General features: G+C 60.8%; 18 protein-coding genes. 15 read left to right on the top strand and 3 right to left on the bottom strand.

What is annotated here, in order from left to right; all coding sequences use genetic code 11:
* Positions 1 to 64: 64 nt before the first annotated feature.
* Positions 65 to 1,000: a pca operon transcription factor PcaQ gene (pcaQ, locus tag CFB10_RS22205; protein WP_020009034.1), complete on the bottom strand. Its 936-nt coding sequence runs from the start codon at positions 998 to 1,000 to the stop codon at positions 65 to 67.
* Positions 1,001 to 1,094: 94 nt separating this feature from the next.
* Here pcaQ and pcaD point away from each other — a divergent pair, with 94 nt between their 5' ends.
* From pcaD to aroQ, 12 genes are all read left to right on the top strand, one after another.
* Positions 1,095 to 1,892, top strand: coding sequence for a 3-oxoadipate enol-lactonase (gene pcaD / locus CFB10_RS22200; protein WP_020009035.1), 798 nt, complete (start codon positions 1,095 to 1,097; stop codon positions 1,890 to 1,892).
* Between the two features lie 3 nt (positions 1,893 to 1,895).
* The gene (pcaC, locus tag CFB10_RS22195) at positions 1,896 to 2,315 is read left to right on the top strand and encodes a 4-carboxymuconolactone decarboxylase (RefSeq protein WP_020009036.1); all 420 of its coding nucleotides are present in this window, start codon (positions 1,896 to 1,898) and stop codon (positions 2,313 to 2,315) included.
* Positions 2,312 to 3,052 (top strand): protocatechuate 3,4-dioxygenase subunit beta, encoded by a 741-nt coding sequence (gene pcaH / locus CFB10_RS22190; protein WP_003505508.1) that lies wholly within the window; start codon positions 2,312 to 2,314, stop codon positions 3,050 to 3,052. The genes pcaC and pcaH overlap by 4 nt, the downstream gene beginning before the upstream one ends.
* 2 nt (positions 3,053 to 3,054) lie before the next feature.
* Positions 3,055 to 3,675, top strand: coding sequence for a protocatechuate 3,4-dioxygenase subunit alpha (gene pcaG, locus CFB10_RS22185; RefSeq protein WP_020009037.1), 621 nt, complete (start codon positions 3,055 to 3,057; stop codon positions 3,673 to 3,675).
* Between the two features lie 12 nt (positions 3,676 to 3,687).
* On the top strand, positions 3,688 to 4,749 hold the full coding sequence (locus tag CFB10_RS22180; protein WP_020009038.1) for a 3-carboxy-cis,cis-muconate cycloisomerase: 1,062 nt from the start codon (positions 3,688 to 3,690) through the stop codon (positions 4,747 to 4,749).
* Between the two features lie 364 nt (positions 4,750 to 5,113).
* Entirely contained in the window at positions 5,114 to 5,782 is a 669-nt protein-coding gene (locus CFB10_RS22175; RefSeq protein ID WP_003505505.1) for an amino acid ABC transporter permease, read from the top strand.
* 10 nt (positions 5,783 to 5,792) lie between these two features.
* A complete protein-coding gene (locus CFB10_RS22170; protein ID WP_020009039.1) occupies positions 5,793 to 6,443 on the top strand; it encodes an amino acid ABC transporter permease in 651 nt (216 codons plus the stop codon).
* Between the two features lie 40 nt (positions 6,444 to 6,483).
* Positions 6,484 to 7,323 carry a transporter substrate-binding domain-containing protein gene (locus CFB10_RS22165; RefSeq protein WP_020009040.1) on the top strand — a complete coding sequence of 280 codons (840 nt, stop codon included), beginning with the start codon at positions 6,484 to 6,486 and terminating at the stop codon, positions 7,321 to 7,323.
* Between the two features lie 30 nt (positions 7,324 to 7,353).
* Positions 7,354 to 8,193 carry a transporter substrate-binding domain-containing protein gene (locus tag CFB10_RS22160; protein ID WP_020009041.1) on the top strand — a complete coding sequence of 280 codons (840 nt, stop codon included), beginning with the start codon at positions 7,354 to 7,356 and terminating at the stop codon, positions 8,191 to 8,193.
* A gap of 29 nt (positions 8,194 to 8,222) precedes the next feature.
* Positions 8,223 to 8,981, top strand: a complete 759-nt coding sequence (locus CFB10_RS22155) for an amino acid ABC transporter ATP-binding protein (protein WP_026363367.1) — start codon at positions 8,223 to 8,225, stop codon at positions 8,979 to 8,981.
* Positions 8,982 to 9,053: 72 nt separating this feature from the next.
* Positions 9,054 to 9,923, top strand: coding sequence for a shikimate dehydrogenase (locus CFB10_RS22150; RefSeq protein ID WP_026363368.1), 870 nt, complete (start codon positions 9,054 to 9,056; stop codon positions 9,921 to 9,923).
* Positions 9,920 to 10,363 carry a type II 3-dehydroquinate dehydratase gene (aroQ, locus tag CFB10_RS22145; RefSeq protein WP_020009044.1) on the top strand — a complete coding sequence of 148 codons (444 nt, stop codon included), beginning with the start codon at positions 9,920 to 9,922 and terminating at the stop codon, positions 10,361 to 10,363. The genes CFB10_RS22150 and aroQ overlap by 4 nt, the downstream gene beginning before the upstream one ends.
* Here the strand turns inward: aroQ and CFB10_RS22140 are convergent.
* Positions 10,335 to 11,030 carry a TetR/AcrR family transcriptional regulator gene (locus CFB10_RS22140; protein ID WP_020009045.1) on the bottom strand — a complete coding sequence of 232 codons (696 nt, stop codon included), beginning with the start codon at positions 11,028 to 11,030 and terminating at the stop codon, positions 10,335 to 10,337. The genes aroQ and CFB10_RS22140 overlap by 29 nt on opposite strands.
* Before the next feature lie 119 nt (positions 11,031 to 11,149).
* Between CFB10_RS22140 and CFB10_RS22135 the strand changes: the two genes are divergently transcribed.
* Positions 11,150 to 13,051 carry a bifunctional sugar phosphate isomerase/epimerase/4-hydroxyphenylpyruvate dioxygenase family protein gene (locus CFB10_RS22135; RefSeq protein WP_020009046.1) on the top strand — a complete coding sequence of 634 codons (1,902 nt, stop codon included), beginning with the start codon at positions 11,150 to 11,152 and terminating at the stop codon, positions 13,049 to 13,051.
* 62 nt (positions 13,052 to 13,113) lie between these two features.
* Here the strand turns inward: CFB10_RS22135 and CFB10_RS22130 are convergent, their stop codons facing one another.
* A complete protein-coding gene (locus CFB10_RS22130; protein ID WP_026363369.1) occupies positions 13,114 to 13,416 on the bottom strand; it encodes a putative quinol monooxygenase in 303 nt (100 codons plus the stop codon).
* 211 nt (positions 13,417 to 13,627) lie between these two features.
* On the opposite strand from CFB10_RS22130, the gene CFB10_RS24100 reads away from it, so the two are divergent.
* Together CFB10_RS24100 and CFB10_RS22125 are read left to right on the top strand one after the other, a co-directional pair.
* Complete coding sequence (locus tag CFB10_RS24100) at positions 13,628 to 13,765, top strand: hypothetical protein (protein WP_020009048.1); 138 nt, start codon at positions 13,628 to 13,630, stop codon at positions 13,763 to 13,765.
* A 138-nt stretch (positions 13,766 to 13,903) separates the two neighbouring features.
* On the top strand, positions 13,904 to 15,724 hold the full coding sequence (locus CFB10_RS22125; protein WP_020009049.1) for an ABC transporter ATP-binding protein: 1,821 nt from the start codon (positions 13,904 to 13,906) through the stop codon (positions 15,722 to 15,724).
* The last annotated feature ends 24 nt before the right edge of the window (positions 15,725 to 15,748 follow it).

The raw sequence follows: 15,748 nt of genomic DNA, 5'->3' as shown, positions 1-15,748 counted from the left end.
TAGTGATTTTACTCGACGTGATTAAATCCTCGGCACAAGGCCGAGGATGACGTCGAGAGCGTGATCACCCTTCAGCCCTACCATCCAGCAACTCGCCCGCCGCCTCGCGGATGGCCTGCATCAGCAGCGACAGCGGCAGCGTGGGCTGCGTGTCGGCCCTCACCGTCAGCCCCACCGGGCCGCTGGTATCGCCGGTCTCAACAGGCAGGATTGCGAGAATACCATCCGCCACATCCGCCGCCACCACACCTTCCGAGATGATCCAGATCGCATCGCTGGTGCGCAGGAAGGCGCGGCCGAAGGCGTCCGATACGGTTTCGATGCGGATAGGCAGGGCCGGAACGCCGTTGGCGATCAGGAACTGCTCGACGACGGGGCCGATGACCGATTGCCGTGTTGGCATCAGCACCGGATATTCGTGCAGATGGTCGAACACCGAAAGGCCGGGCGATAACAGCGGGTGGCCGGCGCGCACCACGAAGCGGACCTTTTCCGAATAGAGATGCTCAAAGGAAAAGCCCGCCATTTTCTGCGGCGCGGCCAAGCGGCCGACAACAAGATCGAGATCGCCGACCCGTAATTGTTCCAGCAGCACGGCGTTTTCGCCCGTGACGATCTTCACCGGGCTGCCGGTCTTTTCCGCCAGAAAACCGGCCATCGCCTTCGGCATGATTCGCACCGAAACCGTAGGCAGAGCGCCGACCCGCACCGGCGGACCGGCGCGCGCGGCCTCCTGCGAAACGGAATCAACCGCCTGCCGCAGCGCCGTCATCGTCGCGCCCGCATGACGCAGGAACACCTCGCCATAACGGCTGATGCGGATGCCGCGCCCCTCCCGATCGAACAGCGAGACACCGAGAATATCTTCCAGCTCACGGATCGTCTTCGTCACCGCCGGCTGGCTGACATGCAGGATTTCCGCAGCCCGGATGACGCTTTTCTGCCGCGCCACCTCCACGAAAGTCTGCAGGTGGCGGAACTTGATACGTTGATCGACCATCGTTCATATAATCCACAGGTTATGATTTTCATCGATAATGTCATTTTACTTAACCGGAACACGCTTGCAATATCCCTGACAGGAGGAGCACATCATGCATTTTCTGCGCTGCGGCGAGACCGTGATCCATTATAGCGTCAAGGGATTGGACACAGGCAAGCCGGTCATCGCCTTCATCAATTCGCTCGGCACCGATTTCCGCATCTGGGATGCGGTGATTGAAGCGCTTGGCGATGATTATGCTTATGTGCTGCATGACAAGCGCGGCCACGGGCTTTCCGATGTCGGGCATGCTCCCTATTCCATCGACGATCACGCCGTTGACCTGATCGCGCTGCTCGATCATCTCGGCGTAAAAGGCGCAATCATCTGGGGTCTGTCCGTTGGCGGCCTGATTGCGCAGGGGCTTTATGCCCGCCGTCCCGATCTCGTCCGCGCGCTTGTACTCAGCAACACCGCCCACAAGATCGGCACGGCCGAGATGTGGAATGCCCGCATCGACAAGATCGCCGCCGATGGCCTCGCCTCGCTGGTCGATCCCGTCATGGAGCGCTGGTTCACACCCGCCTTCCGCCAGCCTGACAATGCCGCCTATGCCGGCGCGCGCAATATGCTCTCGCAACAACCGGAAGCCGGTTATAGCGGCACCTGCGCCGCCATCCGCGATGCGGATTTTACCGAAAAGGCCGGGCGTATCGCCGTTCCGGCGCTTTGTATCGCGGGTGATCAGGACGGCTCGACACCGCCGGAACTGGTGCAATCGCTGGCGGGTCTCATTCCCGCAAGCCGCTTCGTCACCATCGCCGGCTGCGGCCACATTCCCTGCCTTGAACAGCCGCTCGCTTACGCGCAGGCAGCCACCATTTTTATCAAGACATTGCCGGAGCATTGACCGATGGCGGACCATATCGACAAGAACGAACGTTTCGAACAGGGCATGAAGACCCGCCGCTCCGTGCTCGGCGACGCCCATGTGGACCGGGCGCAGACCATGACGTCCGGTTTCGACCAGCCTTTCCAGCAGCTCATCACCGAAGCCGCCTGGGGAACTGTGTGGTCCGGCAACCACTGGACGAAGCGGGAGCGCTCGATGGTCACCATCGCCCTGCTCGCCGCGCTGGGGCAGGATGAGGAGCTGGCCATGCATGTTCGCGCCACCGCCAATACCGGCGCCACCGAGGCGGATATTCGCGAGGCGCTGCTGCATGTGGCGATCTATGCCGGCGTGCCCGCCGCCAACCACGCTTTCAAGATCGCCAAGCTTGCCCTGGCCGGTATGAAAGCCGATAGTTCCAGCGAGGAGGAGACGAAATGAGCAACCAACCGCCCGAAACCGGGCCGTTCTTCGCGCGCAACCGCGATATTCACCCGCTGGCCTATGCACCCGGATACAAGACCTCGATCCTGCGCTCGCCGCAGCGCGCTCTGATTTCGCTTGAGGGCACCAAGAGCGAGATCACCGGGCCGGTCTTCGGCCATGGCATGCTGAACCCGCTGGATAACGATCTCATCCTCAACTATGCCCGCCCCGGCGAAATGCCTGTTGGCCCCCGCATTCTGGTGCACGGCCGGGTGCTGGACGAGCGCGGCCGCGGTGTGGATGGCGCACTGGTGGAATTCTGGCAGGCCAATGCCGGCGGCCGCTACCGCCACAAGAAGGAAAGCTACCTCGCCGCCATCGATCCGAATTTCGGCGGCGTCGGCCGCACGATCACCGATGAAAACGGCTATTACTGGTTCAAGACCATCCAGCCGGGCGCTTATCCCTGGCCGAACGGCGTCAATGACTGGCGGCCGGCTCATATTCACTTCTCGGTCTTCGGCCACGGTTTCGCCCAGCGTCTCATCACCCAGATGTATTTCGAAGGCGATCCGCTGATCTGGAAATGTCCGATCGTCAAGACCATTCCGGATGAGGATGCGATCAGAAGACTGATCGCGCCGCTGGACATGAATGCGACGCTGCCGATGGATATGCTCGCCTACAAGTTCGATATCGTCCTGCGCGGCCGCCGCTCGACCCTTTTCGAAAACCGCATGGAGGGCAACTGACCATGGTTCAGCCGCTCAACTATTTCAAGGAAACCGCCTCGCAGACGGCGGGCCCCTATGTGCATATCGGCTGCACGCCCAACTTCGTCGGCATCGAAGGTGTGTTCGAAAAGGATCTCGGTTCCGGCCCGCTTTATAACGACAAGGCGCGCGGCGAACGCATCAGCGTGCGCGGCACGGTCTATGACGGCGCGGGAATGCCGCTCAAAGACGCGCTGATCGAAATCTGGCAGGCCGATACCGATGGGTATTACAACAGCCCCAGCGAAACGCGCGGCAAGGCCGACCCGAATTTCATCGGCTGGGGCCGCTCGCCCGGCGACATGGATACCGGCGAGTTCGTTTTCGAGACGATCAAGCCTGGTACGGTGCCGTTCCGCGACGGCCGGCCGATGGCGCCGCACATCACCTTCTGGATCGTCGCACGCGGCATCAATATCGGCCTGCAGACCCGCATGTATTTCCCGGAAGAACAGGAGGCCAACGCTGCCGATCCGGTTCTTGCCCGTGTTGAGCAGAAGAGCCGCATCGCCACGCTTGTCGCCCAGAAGGAGCAAGGTAACGTCTATCGTTTCGATATCCGCCTTCAGGGCGAAGGCGAAACCGTGTTTTTCGATATTTGAGCGAGACAGAAGATGAGCCTTTCCCCCTTCGAGCATCCGTTTCTGTCCGGCCTTTTCGGCGACAGTGAAATCGTCGAGCTGTTTTCGGCAAGAGCGGATATCGACGCCATGGTCCGTTTCGAGACGGGGCTGGCGCAGGCGGAAGCGAAGGCCGGCATCATCTCCGAGGATGTGGCGGAAGCGATCGTCTCGGGACTTTCGGACTTTGCCGCCGATATGACCGGGCTTCGCAACGGCGTCGCAAAGGACGGGGTTGTGGTTCCCGAACTCATCCGGCAGATGCGGGCCGCGGTCGCCGGTCAGGCGGCGGACAAGGTGCATTTCGGTGCAACGAGCCAGGATGTCATCGATACCAGCCTGATGCTGCGGTTGAAGATGGCGGCGGAAATCATCGCTGCCCGGCTCGGTCACCTCATCGACACGCTGGGAGACATTGCGGCCCGCGACGGCCATAACCCGTTGACGGGCTATACCCGCATGCAGGCCGCCATCGGCATCACCGTGGCCGACCGAGCGGCAAGCTGGATCGCACCGCTGGAACGTCACCTGCTGCGTCTGGAAACCTTCACGCAGGGCGGTTTTTCCCTGCAGTTCGGCGGGGCTGCCGGCACGCTGGAAAAGCTCGGCGACAATGCCGAAGCGGTGCGCGCCGATCTTGCAAAACGGCTCGGCCTTGCAGACAGACAGCAATGGCAGAGCCAGCGCGACGGCATCGCCGAATTCGGCAATATTCTCTCGCTTATCACCGGTACGCTCGGCAAATTCGGGCAGGATATCGCGCTGATGGCCGAACTCGGTGGGGAAATCCTTCTCTCCGGCGGCGGCGGCTCCTCTGCCATGCCGCACAAACAGAACCCGGTCAATGCCGAAACGCTGGTGACGCTCGCACGCTTTAATGCCGTGCAGATATCGGCGCTGCACCAGTCTCTGGTGCACGAACAGGAAAGGTCGGGCGCCGGCTGGATGCTGGAATGGCTGTCGCTTCCGCAAATGGTGACGGCAACGGGCGCCTCGCTGCTGATCGCCGAGCGATTGGCGGGGCAGATAGACAGGCTGGGCGCAGGCGAAAACTAGCCGCAAGGCGGTCCATTTGGTGTGCCAACAGGGCTTCCGGACACTGCCGAACGGCAGGCCGAAGGCGGCTCGACGACGCGTGGAAAGCGCTTGCGCTTCTTCGCATTAGTCATTGATAAAAAAGACTTTATTCAAAAATACAGAGAATGAAAAAACAGCGCGGAAGCTGCTTTTTAACCGGACATAGCGCTTGACACAAAAATGAACTAACTGGTACAAACATTAAGATTAACAGGACGCCGCCGACAAGGGTTTGAAACCTGCAGTGGCACCGACAAATGGAGGGCTTTGGCGCCGCAAGGTTTCCAAAGCGATGCGGGCAAGGCGAAACGCCTGTCCGGACCCGAACGGGTTGGGAGGAAGAATGTCTTACAGTCTCGATTTTTCGGCGGTCATAGACCGCCTGCCCGAGCTGCTTTTGGCGTGTCTGGCGACGATCGGCCTTGCGATTGCGGGCATGTCACTCGCCACCGTCATCGGCGTTCTGGGCGTGGTCGCCCGCCGCTCGCGGTTCAAGCTGCTGCGCGGGCTCGTCATCGGCTTTGTGGAAGCCATCCGCAACACGCCGTTTCTGGTGCAGATATTCTTCATCTTCTTCGCCCTGCCGCAGATCGGCATCAAGCTCAACCCGACGGTGACGGCCATCATCGCGCTGGCTCTGAACGGCGGCGCCTATGCGATTGAAATCATTCGCGGCGGTGTCGATTCCATTCCCAAGGGCCAGGTTGAAGCGGGACTGGCGCTCGGTCTTCACCGCACGCAGATCTTCCGCCATATCATCCTGAAGCCGGCGCTGCGGGCAGTCTACCCGTCGCTCACCAGCCAGTTCATCATGCTGACGCTGACCACCTCGGTCTGCACCTCGATCGCGGCTTACGAACTGACCTCGGTGGCGCAGAAGATCGAGGCGGATACGTTCCGGTCCTTCGAGGTCTATTTCTCGATCACGCTGCTTTATCTGGTCATTTCCTCGCTGATGATGGGCATTTTCTCGCTCATCTCCCGTGCATCCTTCAGCTATCCGGTCAAGTGAGGAAAAGACAATGGCATCCATCGGTCCCAACGAACTCTTCTTCCTGCTGCAAGGTCTGAAATGGACGCTTGCGCTGACCATCATCGGCTTTATCGGCGGCGGCGTTTTTGGCCTTTGCGTGGCGCTTGCCCGCGTCGCGGACAGCCCGGCAATCCAGCGCGCCAGCACCGGTTACATCGCCGTTTTCCAGGGCACGCCGCTCCTGATGCAGCTTTTCGTGGTGTATTACGGCGTGGCGCTTGCGGGCTTTAATGTCGATGCGTGGATCGCGGTCGCCATCGCCTTCACGCTGCATGCCAGCGCCTTTCTCGGCGAAATCTGGCGCGGCGGCATCCAGGCGGTGCCGAAGGGCCAGACGGAAGCCGCCAATGCGCTCGGCCTGCATTACATCTCGCGCATGAAGGACGTGGTCCTGCCGCAGGCATTCAAGATTTCGCTGCCGGCCACCATCGGTTTCCTCGTGCAGCTCATCAAGGGCACCTCGCTTGCGGCCATTGTCGGCTTCGTCGAGCTGTCGCGCGCCGGCCAGATCGTCTCCAACCAGACGTTCCGCCCGCTCACCGTCTTCGCCCTCGTCGGCATCATCTATTTCCTGATCTGCTGGCCGCTTTCCCTGTGGGGCGCCAGCGTTGAAAAGCGGCTGCAGACCGCAACCCGCTAAGTCGTGAAGAACTCATCAGCTTTGTAAGGAGGAGCCAAAGATGAAAACCACCAGCATGAAATTCTCTCGTCGCGCCCTGCTCGCGCTCGCCGCGGCAACGGTTGCCCTGCCCTTCGTCGTACCGGTCGATGCTTTCGCCGGCACGGTGGAAGAGGCCAAGGCCAAGGGCAAGGTCGTCATCGGCATTCAGGGCGACAACTCGCCGTGGGGCTTCGTCAATTCCAGCGGCGTGCAGGACGGCCTCGATGCCGATATCGGCAAGGCCTTTGCTAACTATCTCGGCGTCAAGGTGGAATTCGTGCCGCTCGCCGTGGCCAACCGCATTCCCGCTTTGCTGACCGGCAAGGTCGACCTGCTGTTCGCAACCATGGGCATGACGGCAGAACGCGCCAAGACCATTCAATATTCCAAGCCCTATGCCGGCAACGTGCTCTCCGTCTATGGCCCCAAGGACAAGAAAATCGGCGGCTATGACGATCTGACCGGTATTGACGTCGGCGTGCCGAAATCCAGCGCCATGGATACGGCGATTACCGCCGGCGCCGGCTCCAAGGCCAATATCCTGCGCTTCGATGATGACGCCGCCAATATTCAGGCGCTGATCTCAGGCCAGGTCGAGGTTGTCGGCGGCAACCAGTTCTACGGCGACCGCCTGAACAAGGCTGCCGAAGGCAAATACGAACCGAAGTTCGACCTGACGACGCTTTATAACGGCGCCGGCACCCGCCCGGGTGAAAAGGACTGGAACGAAACCGTCAACGCCTTCCTCGACAAGATCAAGTCCGACGGCCAGCTCGCCAAGATCTACGACAAGTGGATGAAGCGCGAAGTTCCGGCCTTCCCGGACAGCCTGCCCGACATCCCTTTCACCGTGAAGTAACGGCTGTCTGGATTTGGGAGGAGAAAAGCAATGAGTATCTTGAAAACCCTCACGGGTTGGCGAGCAACCGTTGCGGTGGGACTGGCGGCAGCTTTGCTGCCGGTTCTGACGCCCGCAGCGGCGGATGCCAGAACCCTTGACGAGGCAAAAGCCAGCGGCAAGGTCGTAATCGGTATCCAGGGCGATAATGCGCCCTGGGGTTTCATCAATTCCACCGGCGTTCAGGAAGGCTATGATGCCGATCTGGCGAGGGGGTTTGCGGATTATCTGGGGCTGAAGGTGGAGTTCGTGCCGCTCACAGTCGCCAACCGCATTCCTTCGCTGCGCACCGGCAAGGTGGACGCCCTGTTCGCATCGATGGGGATGACGCCGGAGCGCGCGAAGAACGTGCAATATGCGCAGCCTTACGCGCATAATGTCATGTCGGTCTATGCCACGAAGGACAAGAAGATCGCCAGTTTCGACGATCTGACGGGCATGACGGTCGGTGCGCCGAAATCCAGCCCGATGGACACGGCCTTGACCGCCGGCGCGGGTTCGAAAGCGAATATCCTTCGTTTCGATGACGACGCCGCCACCATCCAGGCGATCCTGTCGGGCCAAATCGAGGCGATCGGCGGCAACCAGTTCTATGGCGACCGGCTTTCGGCCGCCGGCGGCAAGGATTATGAGGTGAAGTTCGACCTCGTGACCCTCTATAACAGCGCCGCCACGCGCCCCGGCGAAAAGGACTGGAACGAAGCGCTGAACGCCTATCTGGACAAGATCAAGGCCAATGGCGACCTCGCGAAAGTCTACGCCAAATGGATGAAGCGCCCGGTGCCGCAGTTTCCGGCCTCGCTTCCCGACATTCCCTACACCATCAACTAAAACTGCTGCCAAGCATGAAGGAAAGTTCCATGCCGCAATCCGCCGCTCAGGCTCCGCTGATCGCCCTTGAAGGGGTAGGAAAGTGGTATGGAGCCTTCCACGCGCTTAAAAGCGTCAATATGACGGTTCGCAAAGGCGAAAAAATCGTTCTTTGCGGCCCGTCCGGTTCGGGCAAATCCACGCTCATCCGCTGTATCAACCATCTGGAGGAGATCCAGGAGGGCAAGATCACGGTCGAGGGAACGACGCTGTCGGATTCCAGCCGCGCCATCGATGCGGTTCGCCGCGAAGTGGGCATGGTGTTCCAGAGCTTCAATCTCTTTCCGCACAAGACCATCATGGAAAACTGCACGCTCGCACCCATGCGGGTGAAGGGTCTTTCCAAGGCCGATGCGGAGGCGACGGCGCGCAAATATCTGGAACGCGTGCGCATTCTCAACCAGGCCGACAAGTACCCGGCCCAGCTTTCCGGCGGCCAGCAGCAGCGCGCAGCAATCGCCCGGGCGCTGTGCATGGAACCGAAGGCCATGCTGTTCGATGAGCCGACCTCGGCGCTCGACCCGGAAATGGTGAAAGAAGTGCTCGACACCATGATCGGCCTTGCCCGCGACGGCATGACGATGATCTGCGTGACCCATGAAATGGGCTTCGCACGGCAGGTGGCCGATCGGGTGATCTTCATGTCGGAAGGCGAGATCATCGAGGAAGGCCCGCCGGAGGAATTCTTCCGCGATCCCAAGCACCAGCGCACGCGCACGTTCCTCGGCGAAATTCTCGCCCACCACTGAGGTTCGCGCGCTCTTAAGGCGGGCGGGAATAATCCCGCCTCTCCCACACCGTCCGATGAGCGACACGTGATCATGACAGAGAAAACATCCTTCAAGGTCGGCCTGATAGGCGCCGATATACAACTTTCCAAATCGCCCGCGCTGCACATGCGCGAAGGGGCGGCCCATGGTCTCGACTATTCCTACGAGCTTGTCGATGTCACCGCCCGCAAACTGCCGGCCAGCGCCCTTCCCGACCTGCTGGACGAGCTGGAGTCGCGCGGTTTTGCCGGCACCAACATCACCCATCCCTTCAAGCAGGCCGTCATACCGCATCTGCACGAACTGTCGGACGATGCCCGCATGCTGGGCGCGGTCAACACCGTCGTCTTTAAGGATGGACGCCGCATCGGCCACAATACCGACTGGTACGGCTTTTACGAAAGCTTCGTTCGCGGCCTGCCGGATGCCAAGCGTGACCGGGCGCTTCTGGTCGGCGCCGGTGGCGCGGGTGTGGCGGTCGCCCATGCCGCGTTGAAGCTCGATATTATCAGTCTCGACATTTTCGACCGGGATTTCCCGCGGGCGCAACAACTGGCCCGGGAACTCAATGCCCGCTTCGGCGAAGGCCGCGCGCATGCCGTGAACGATCCCGCCGCCTCGCTGCCCTTTGCCGATGGCCTGATCCACGCCACGCCAATGGGCATGCCCGCCCATCCCGGCATGCCGGTTGCGGCCGATCTCATCGAACAGCGGCACTGGGTGGCCGATATCGTCTATATGCCGCTCGTCACAGAGCTGCTGGCGACGGCGGCGAAAAAGGGCTGTCGCACCCTGCCCGGCGGCGGCATGACGGTGTTTCAGGCCGTTGGCGCATTCCGCCTCTTCTGCGGCCGCGAACCGGATGCCGGGCGCATGACCGCGCATTTCACCGAGCTTTGCATGGCGGAGGGGGTCGCATGAGCCTTTTCACCATCCTCAACGGCCCCAACCTCAACCTGCTCGGCCAGCGCCAGCCGGAAATCTACGGTTATGAGACGCTCGCCGACATCGAGGCCAACTGCCGCAGCATGACCGAAGCCGCCGGTCACACGCTGTTTTTTGCCCAGAGCAACCGGGAATATGAGCTGATCGACTGGATTCACGAGGCCCGCGGCAAGTCCGCGGGCATTGTCATCAATCCGGGGGCCTTCACCCACACTTCCGTGGCCATCCTCGACGCCCTCAATGCCTTCGAGGGGCCGGTGATCGAGGTGCATATTTCCAACATCCACAAACGCGAGGTTTTCCGGCACCATTCTTATGTCTCGACCCGCGCCGAAGGCGTGATCGCCGGTCTCGGCATCGAAGGTTATGACGTGGCGCTGCGCCACCTCATCGGCCGTCTTTCGCGCCCGTCGTGATATGGGCGGGCGTCAGCACATAACGCAACACCATGTCGCTGACATGCCGCGACAATGTCTCCTGGCCCCTGTCCGTATAAAGGCTGTCGCCGAAGATGAACGAGAAGGTCGCGACGTTCGAGACGTTGAAAAAGGACAGCGCGCTGATCTGCCAGTGCAGTTCCAGCGCATCGATGCCTTCACGAAAGATGCCGCGCTTCTGGCCGCGCAGCAGCACGCCTTCCAGCGCGTCGATGGCCGGGCGGTTCAACTGGCGGATCGTTTCGGAAGACTGCATGTGCCGGCCATGATGGATGTTCTCGATCATCACCATGCGGATGAAGGCCGGATTACGCCTGTGGTGATCGAAGGTGAACCGACAGAGCTTGTCGAGCGCCGCCGCCGGCTCCAGATCGTCCAGCTCCAGATCGCTTTCGCCGCCGCGCACCTTGGCATAAGCCTCCTCCAGCACGCGCTGGTAAAGGCTCTCCTTGTCGCTGAAATAATAATAGATCATGCGCTTGGAGGTTCGCGTGCGGGCAGCGATCTCGTCTATGCGCGCGCCCGACAGGCCGTTTTGCGAAAACTCTTCCATCGCGACCGAAAGAATGTCCCGGCGCACCCCTTCCGGGTCGCGTTTCGCCTGCCGGGTATCGCGGGCGTCGCTCAAGGTCGTGCTTTTGCTCATGCTTCATTCCCTGGACGGGGCTGCCATCCGGCGGCGTCCCCTTTATTAACCAATTAGTACATAAGGCTGAAAAGGAAGGCAATATGGCGAGCTATGACACAACAGGACACGGCATGCCAATGCGCACATCCATCGCAACCGTGTCGATCAGCGGCGAGTTCCCGGAAAAACTGGCGGCCATCGCCAAGGCGGGTTTCAGCGGCGTGGAGATTTTCGAGAATGATTTCCTCGCCTATGACGCCTCGCCGCGCGAGGTGAAGGCGCTGGCCGCCGACCACGGGCTGGATATCACCCTTTTCCAGCCTTTCCGCGATTTCGAGGGCATGCCGGAACCGCACCGCGCCCGCGCCTTCGAGAGAGCGCAGCGCAAGTTCGATATCATGGGCGAACTCGGCACCGATCTGATGCTGATCTGCTCGAATGTCTCGCCGGTCTCGCTCGGCGGCATCGACCGCGCCGCCGCCGATTTCCATCAACTGGGGGAGCTTGCGGCGAGACACGGCGTGCGCGTCGGTTACGAGGCGCTGGCCTGGGGCCGCCATATCAGCGATCACCGTGATGCCTGGGAAGTGGTGCGCCGCGCAGACCACGCCAATGTCGGCATCATTCTCGACAGTTTCCACACGCTGTCGCGCAAGATCGACCCGAATTCGATCCGCTCCATTCCCGGCGACAAGATATTCATCGTGCAGCTGGCCGATGCGCCGCTCATCGACATGGACCTGCTTTATTGGAGCCGCCATTTCCGCAACATGCCGGGCGAAGGCGATCTGCCGGTCGTGGATTTCATGCGCGCCGTGGCCGCAACCGGCTATAGCGGCCCGATATCGCTCGAAATCTTCAACGACCAGTTCCGCGGCGGCTCCGCGCGCCTGCTCGCCGAAGACGGTCACCGCTCGCTCATCAACCTTATGGATCAGGTGCGGCGTCTCGAACCGGATATCCGCATCGACGTGCCCGCCATGCCGGAACGGGTTGAGACGCAAGGCGTGGAATTCGTGGAATTCACCACCGCGCCGGAAGAAAAGGCCAATCTGGAGGCTCTGCTTGCCACGCTTGGTTTTGAGAAAACCGCACGGCATCGCAACCGCAGCGTCGATCTTTATACGCAGGGTGACATCCGCATCGTTATCAATACCAGCGATGACGGCGACAGTTTCGCCGGTGCGTCCTATTCCATCCACGGCACCAATGCCTATGCCTTCGGCCTGAAGGTGGATGATGCCGGGGCGGCGCTTGCCCGGGCCGCAGCGCTCGGCGCGCCCACCTTCGCCGAGCCGCGCAAATCAGGCGAAGTCGCCGTTCCCGCCATTCAGGGTGTGGGCAACGGCGTCATCTATTTCCTTGATGCTTCGCCGGCGCTCGCCTCCATCTGGGACAAGGAATTCGTCTCCACGGGCGCCCCGGAAACGGAGGGCGATGCCGGGTTGAAGCGCATCGATCATCTCGCGCAAACAACGCATTATGATGAAATGCTGACCTGGCTTCTGTTTTACACTTCACTGTTTTCCACCCGCCGCACGCCGATGGTCGATGTGGTCGATCCGGGCGGACTGGTGCGCAGCCAGGCCATCGAAAGCGTTCCCTCGCCGCATTTCCGCCTGACCATGAACGGTGCGGATAATCGCAAGACCTTCGCCGGCAAATTTCTGGCCGAGGGCTTCGGCACCAGCATCCAGCACATCGCCTTCGCCACCGACGATATTTTCGCGACGGCCAGAGCGATGCAGGCGCGCGGTTTCCACGCCCTGCCGATCTCGCGCAATTATTACGACGATCTGGAAGCCCGTTTCGGGCTGGAGCCGGAATTTTCCGACGCGTTGCGGGCCGCGAGCATTCTCTATGACCGCGACGACAATGGCGAATATTTCCAGATCTACAGCCGCACCTTCGGCGAGGGTTTCTTCTTCGAAATCATCGAAAGGCGCGGGGCCTATGGCGGTTATGGCGCAATGAACGCGCCCTTCCGTATTGCCGCACAACGACGGCTTGCCCCGCCGGTCGGCATGCCGAAGGAATAAGTCCCGGCGCAGAATCGGAACAGGCCGCAGCCGGCAGGAATGCCGCTGCGGCCTGTTTTCATTCACGCCAATGTCGTTATCTCGTAGTCGCGTGGAATGGCGGAAGTCATTGTGAACCACTCCGACGCCCGCGTCCGCTGCTGATGAAAATCGAAGGCGGCACGATCGGCAAAAAGCTCCTCCACCTGCCAGATCAGGGGATCGTCTGTCTCGGACACATCGAAGGAAAGACAGCCGGGTTCCGCTCTGGTCAGACGCAGATGTTCGGGAAGGTGGCGTCGCACCAGTTCGACATCATCCTTGGACAAGCACCGTAAAAAGCCCCTCAGCCTGACTGCGCCTGCCTTGTTGTTCATGCCCGGCATTCCCGTTCCTCATCGTTCTTCTCAAAGGTTTTTAACGACAATTATCCTGGAATACACGCATCATTGCGAAGCATTCTTCAGGAACTCGCGCTCAAAATCGATGCAGCTGCGTATTTGTAGAGCAGTACACAAAAATTGTTCAACACTCTGGACATGATTGTTCGGTTTTGTTAGCTTTTTCGGCAAAACAAGGGTGGGGAATTTAAGTTACATGCGCATCGTCGAATCTGCGGCCGACGCCAATCATCCGGCCGATACTGATGAGGTTGCCTTCGGCGCTTCGGTGACATCGAATGTGCCGCGTCTGCGGGCGACGGCCTATGTGCATTCCGCCGACAAAACGGCCTGAAGACATGCAGCTCTTCGCGACATCCCCGTCCTTGCCCATGGCGTCGTCCAGCACCCGCCTGCCCGAGACATTTTGCCCTTCCCCATTTTCAGATGGCCGCGCCAGCTTTGCCGCGTGCGCCACGCCGGAGACGCTGACATGACTGCCGCACACGCAAACGCCCTCCTCTCGGTCGAAGGCCTGAGCGTCGAGTTCGGCAATAGCCGCGTCGTGGACGATATCTCCTTCAGCGTGAAGCCCGGCCGCACGGTCGCGGTCGTCGGCGAATCCGGATCGGGAAAATCGGTCACATCGCTCTCCACCATGCGCCTTGCGGACATGATGGGCGCGACCTACCCCACCGGCAAAATCCTGTTTGAAGGCAGGGACTTGCTGAAGGCTTCGCAGAAAGAGATGCGCGCGATCCGCGGCAAGGAGATCGCCATGATCTTCCAGGAGCCGATGACCTCGCTCAACCCCGTCTTCACCATCGGCGACCAGATCTGCGAAGTGCTTGTGCTGCATGAGAAGATGGGCAAGCAGGCGGCGATGGCGCAGGCGCAGGAACTCCTCGAAATGGTGCGCCTGCCCGACGCGGCCGAACTTCTGAAACGTTATCCGCACCAGCTTTCCGGCGGCATGCGCCAGCGCGTGATGATCGCCATGGCGCTCGCCTGCCAGCCGAAGCTTCTGATCGCCGACGAGCCGACCACGGCGCTTGACGTCACCATTCAGGCGCAGATCCTCAACATCATGCGCGACCTGCAGAAGAAGCTCGGCATGGGCATGGTCTTCATCACCCACGACATGGGTGTGGTGGCGGAAATGGCCGACGACGTCGTCGTGATGTGGAAGGGCAAGAAGGTCGAGGAAGGTCCTGTAAAAGATATCTTCGCCAATCCGCAGCATCCTTACACGCGCGCCCTGCTTTCCGCCGTTCCGCGCCTCGGCAGCATGGAAGGCGAGGAGTTTCCAAAGCGCCTGCCCCTCACGGTGCTGCAGGACGGCCAGCCGATCGTGGTTGGTGAGGAGCGCGTGCAAAACACCGCGAAATACGACGCCAAGCCGCTGCTGTCGGTCAAGGACCTGTTTGTCCGTTTCGATATCCGCAAGAACCTGTTCGGCAAGGCGACCCACCGTTGCAGCGCCGTGCAGAAGGTGAGCTTTGATATTCATGCCGGCGAAACGCTGGCGTTGGTCGGCGAATCCGGGTCGGGCAAATCCACCATCGGCCGCACCATCCAGCAGCTGCAATCGGCGGTGTCAGGCGAAATATCCTTCAACGGCCGCAGCTATTCGCAGATGTCGGCGGCGGAACGTTTTCGCATGCGCCAGGAAGTGCAATATATCTTCCAGGACCCCTTCGCCTCGCTCGATCCGCGCAAGACGGTCGGTTTTTCGATTGCCGAACCGATCAACACCCATGGTTTGATCAATCATCAGAAGGCCGTAAGGCGGCGTGTGGATGAATTGCTGGAGCGTGTGGGCCTCTCCTCCGAGCACGCATCGCGGTATCCGCACGAGTTTTCCGGCGGCCAGCGCCAGCGTGTCTGTATTGCCCGTGCGCTGGCTTCCGATCCGAAGCTCATCATCGCCGACGAGGCGCTGTCGGCGCTCGACGTCTCCATTCAGGCGCAGATCATCAATCTGTTCATGGACCTGCAGGCCGAACGCGGACTCGCCTATCTCTTCATCAGCCACGACATGGCTGTCGTGGAAAAGATGAGCCACCGCGTCGCCGTGCTCTATCTCGGCCAGATCATGGAAATGGGCAGCCGCCGGCAGGTGTTCGAAACACCGACGCATGATTATACCCGCCGCCTGCTTTCGGCCGTGCCGGTCGCCGATCCGACCATCGAGCGCCGCATCGCCATGATCGAGGGCGAAATCCCCAATCCCGTGCGCCGTGTGGGCGACGAGCCGGCCATTCTCGCCCATGAGGAAATCAATCCGGGCCACTTCATCGCGAAGAGCGCCTGAATAACAACCAGAACCGCAACCATC

The sequence above is a fragment of the Agrobacterium sp. 719_389 genome (genome assembly GCF_900188475.1).
In the GTDB taxonomy this organism is placed as follows: domain Bacteria; phylum Pseudomonadota; class Alphaproteobacteria; order Rhizobiales; family Rhizobiaceae; genus Agrobacterium; species Agrobacterium radiobacter.
The sequence above is the reverse complement of the archived record's forward strand: the minus strand, read 5'-3'. Positions and strand labels throughout refer to the sequence as shown.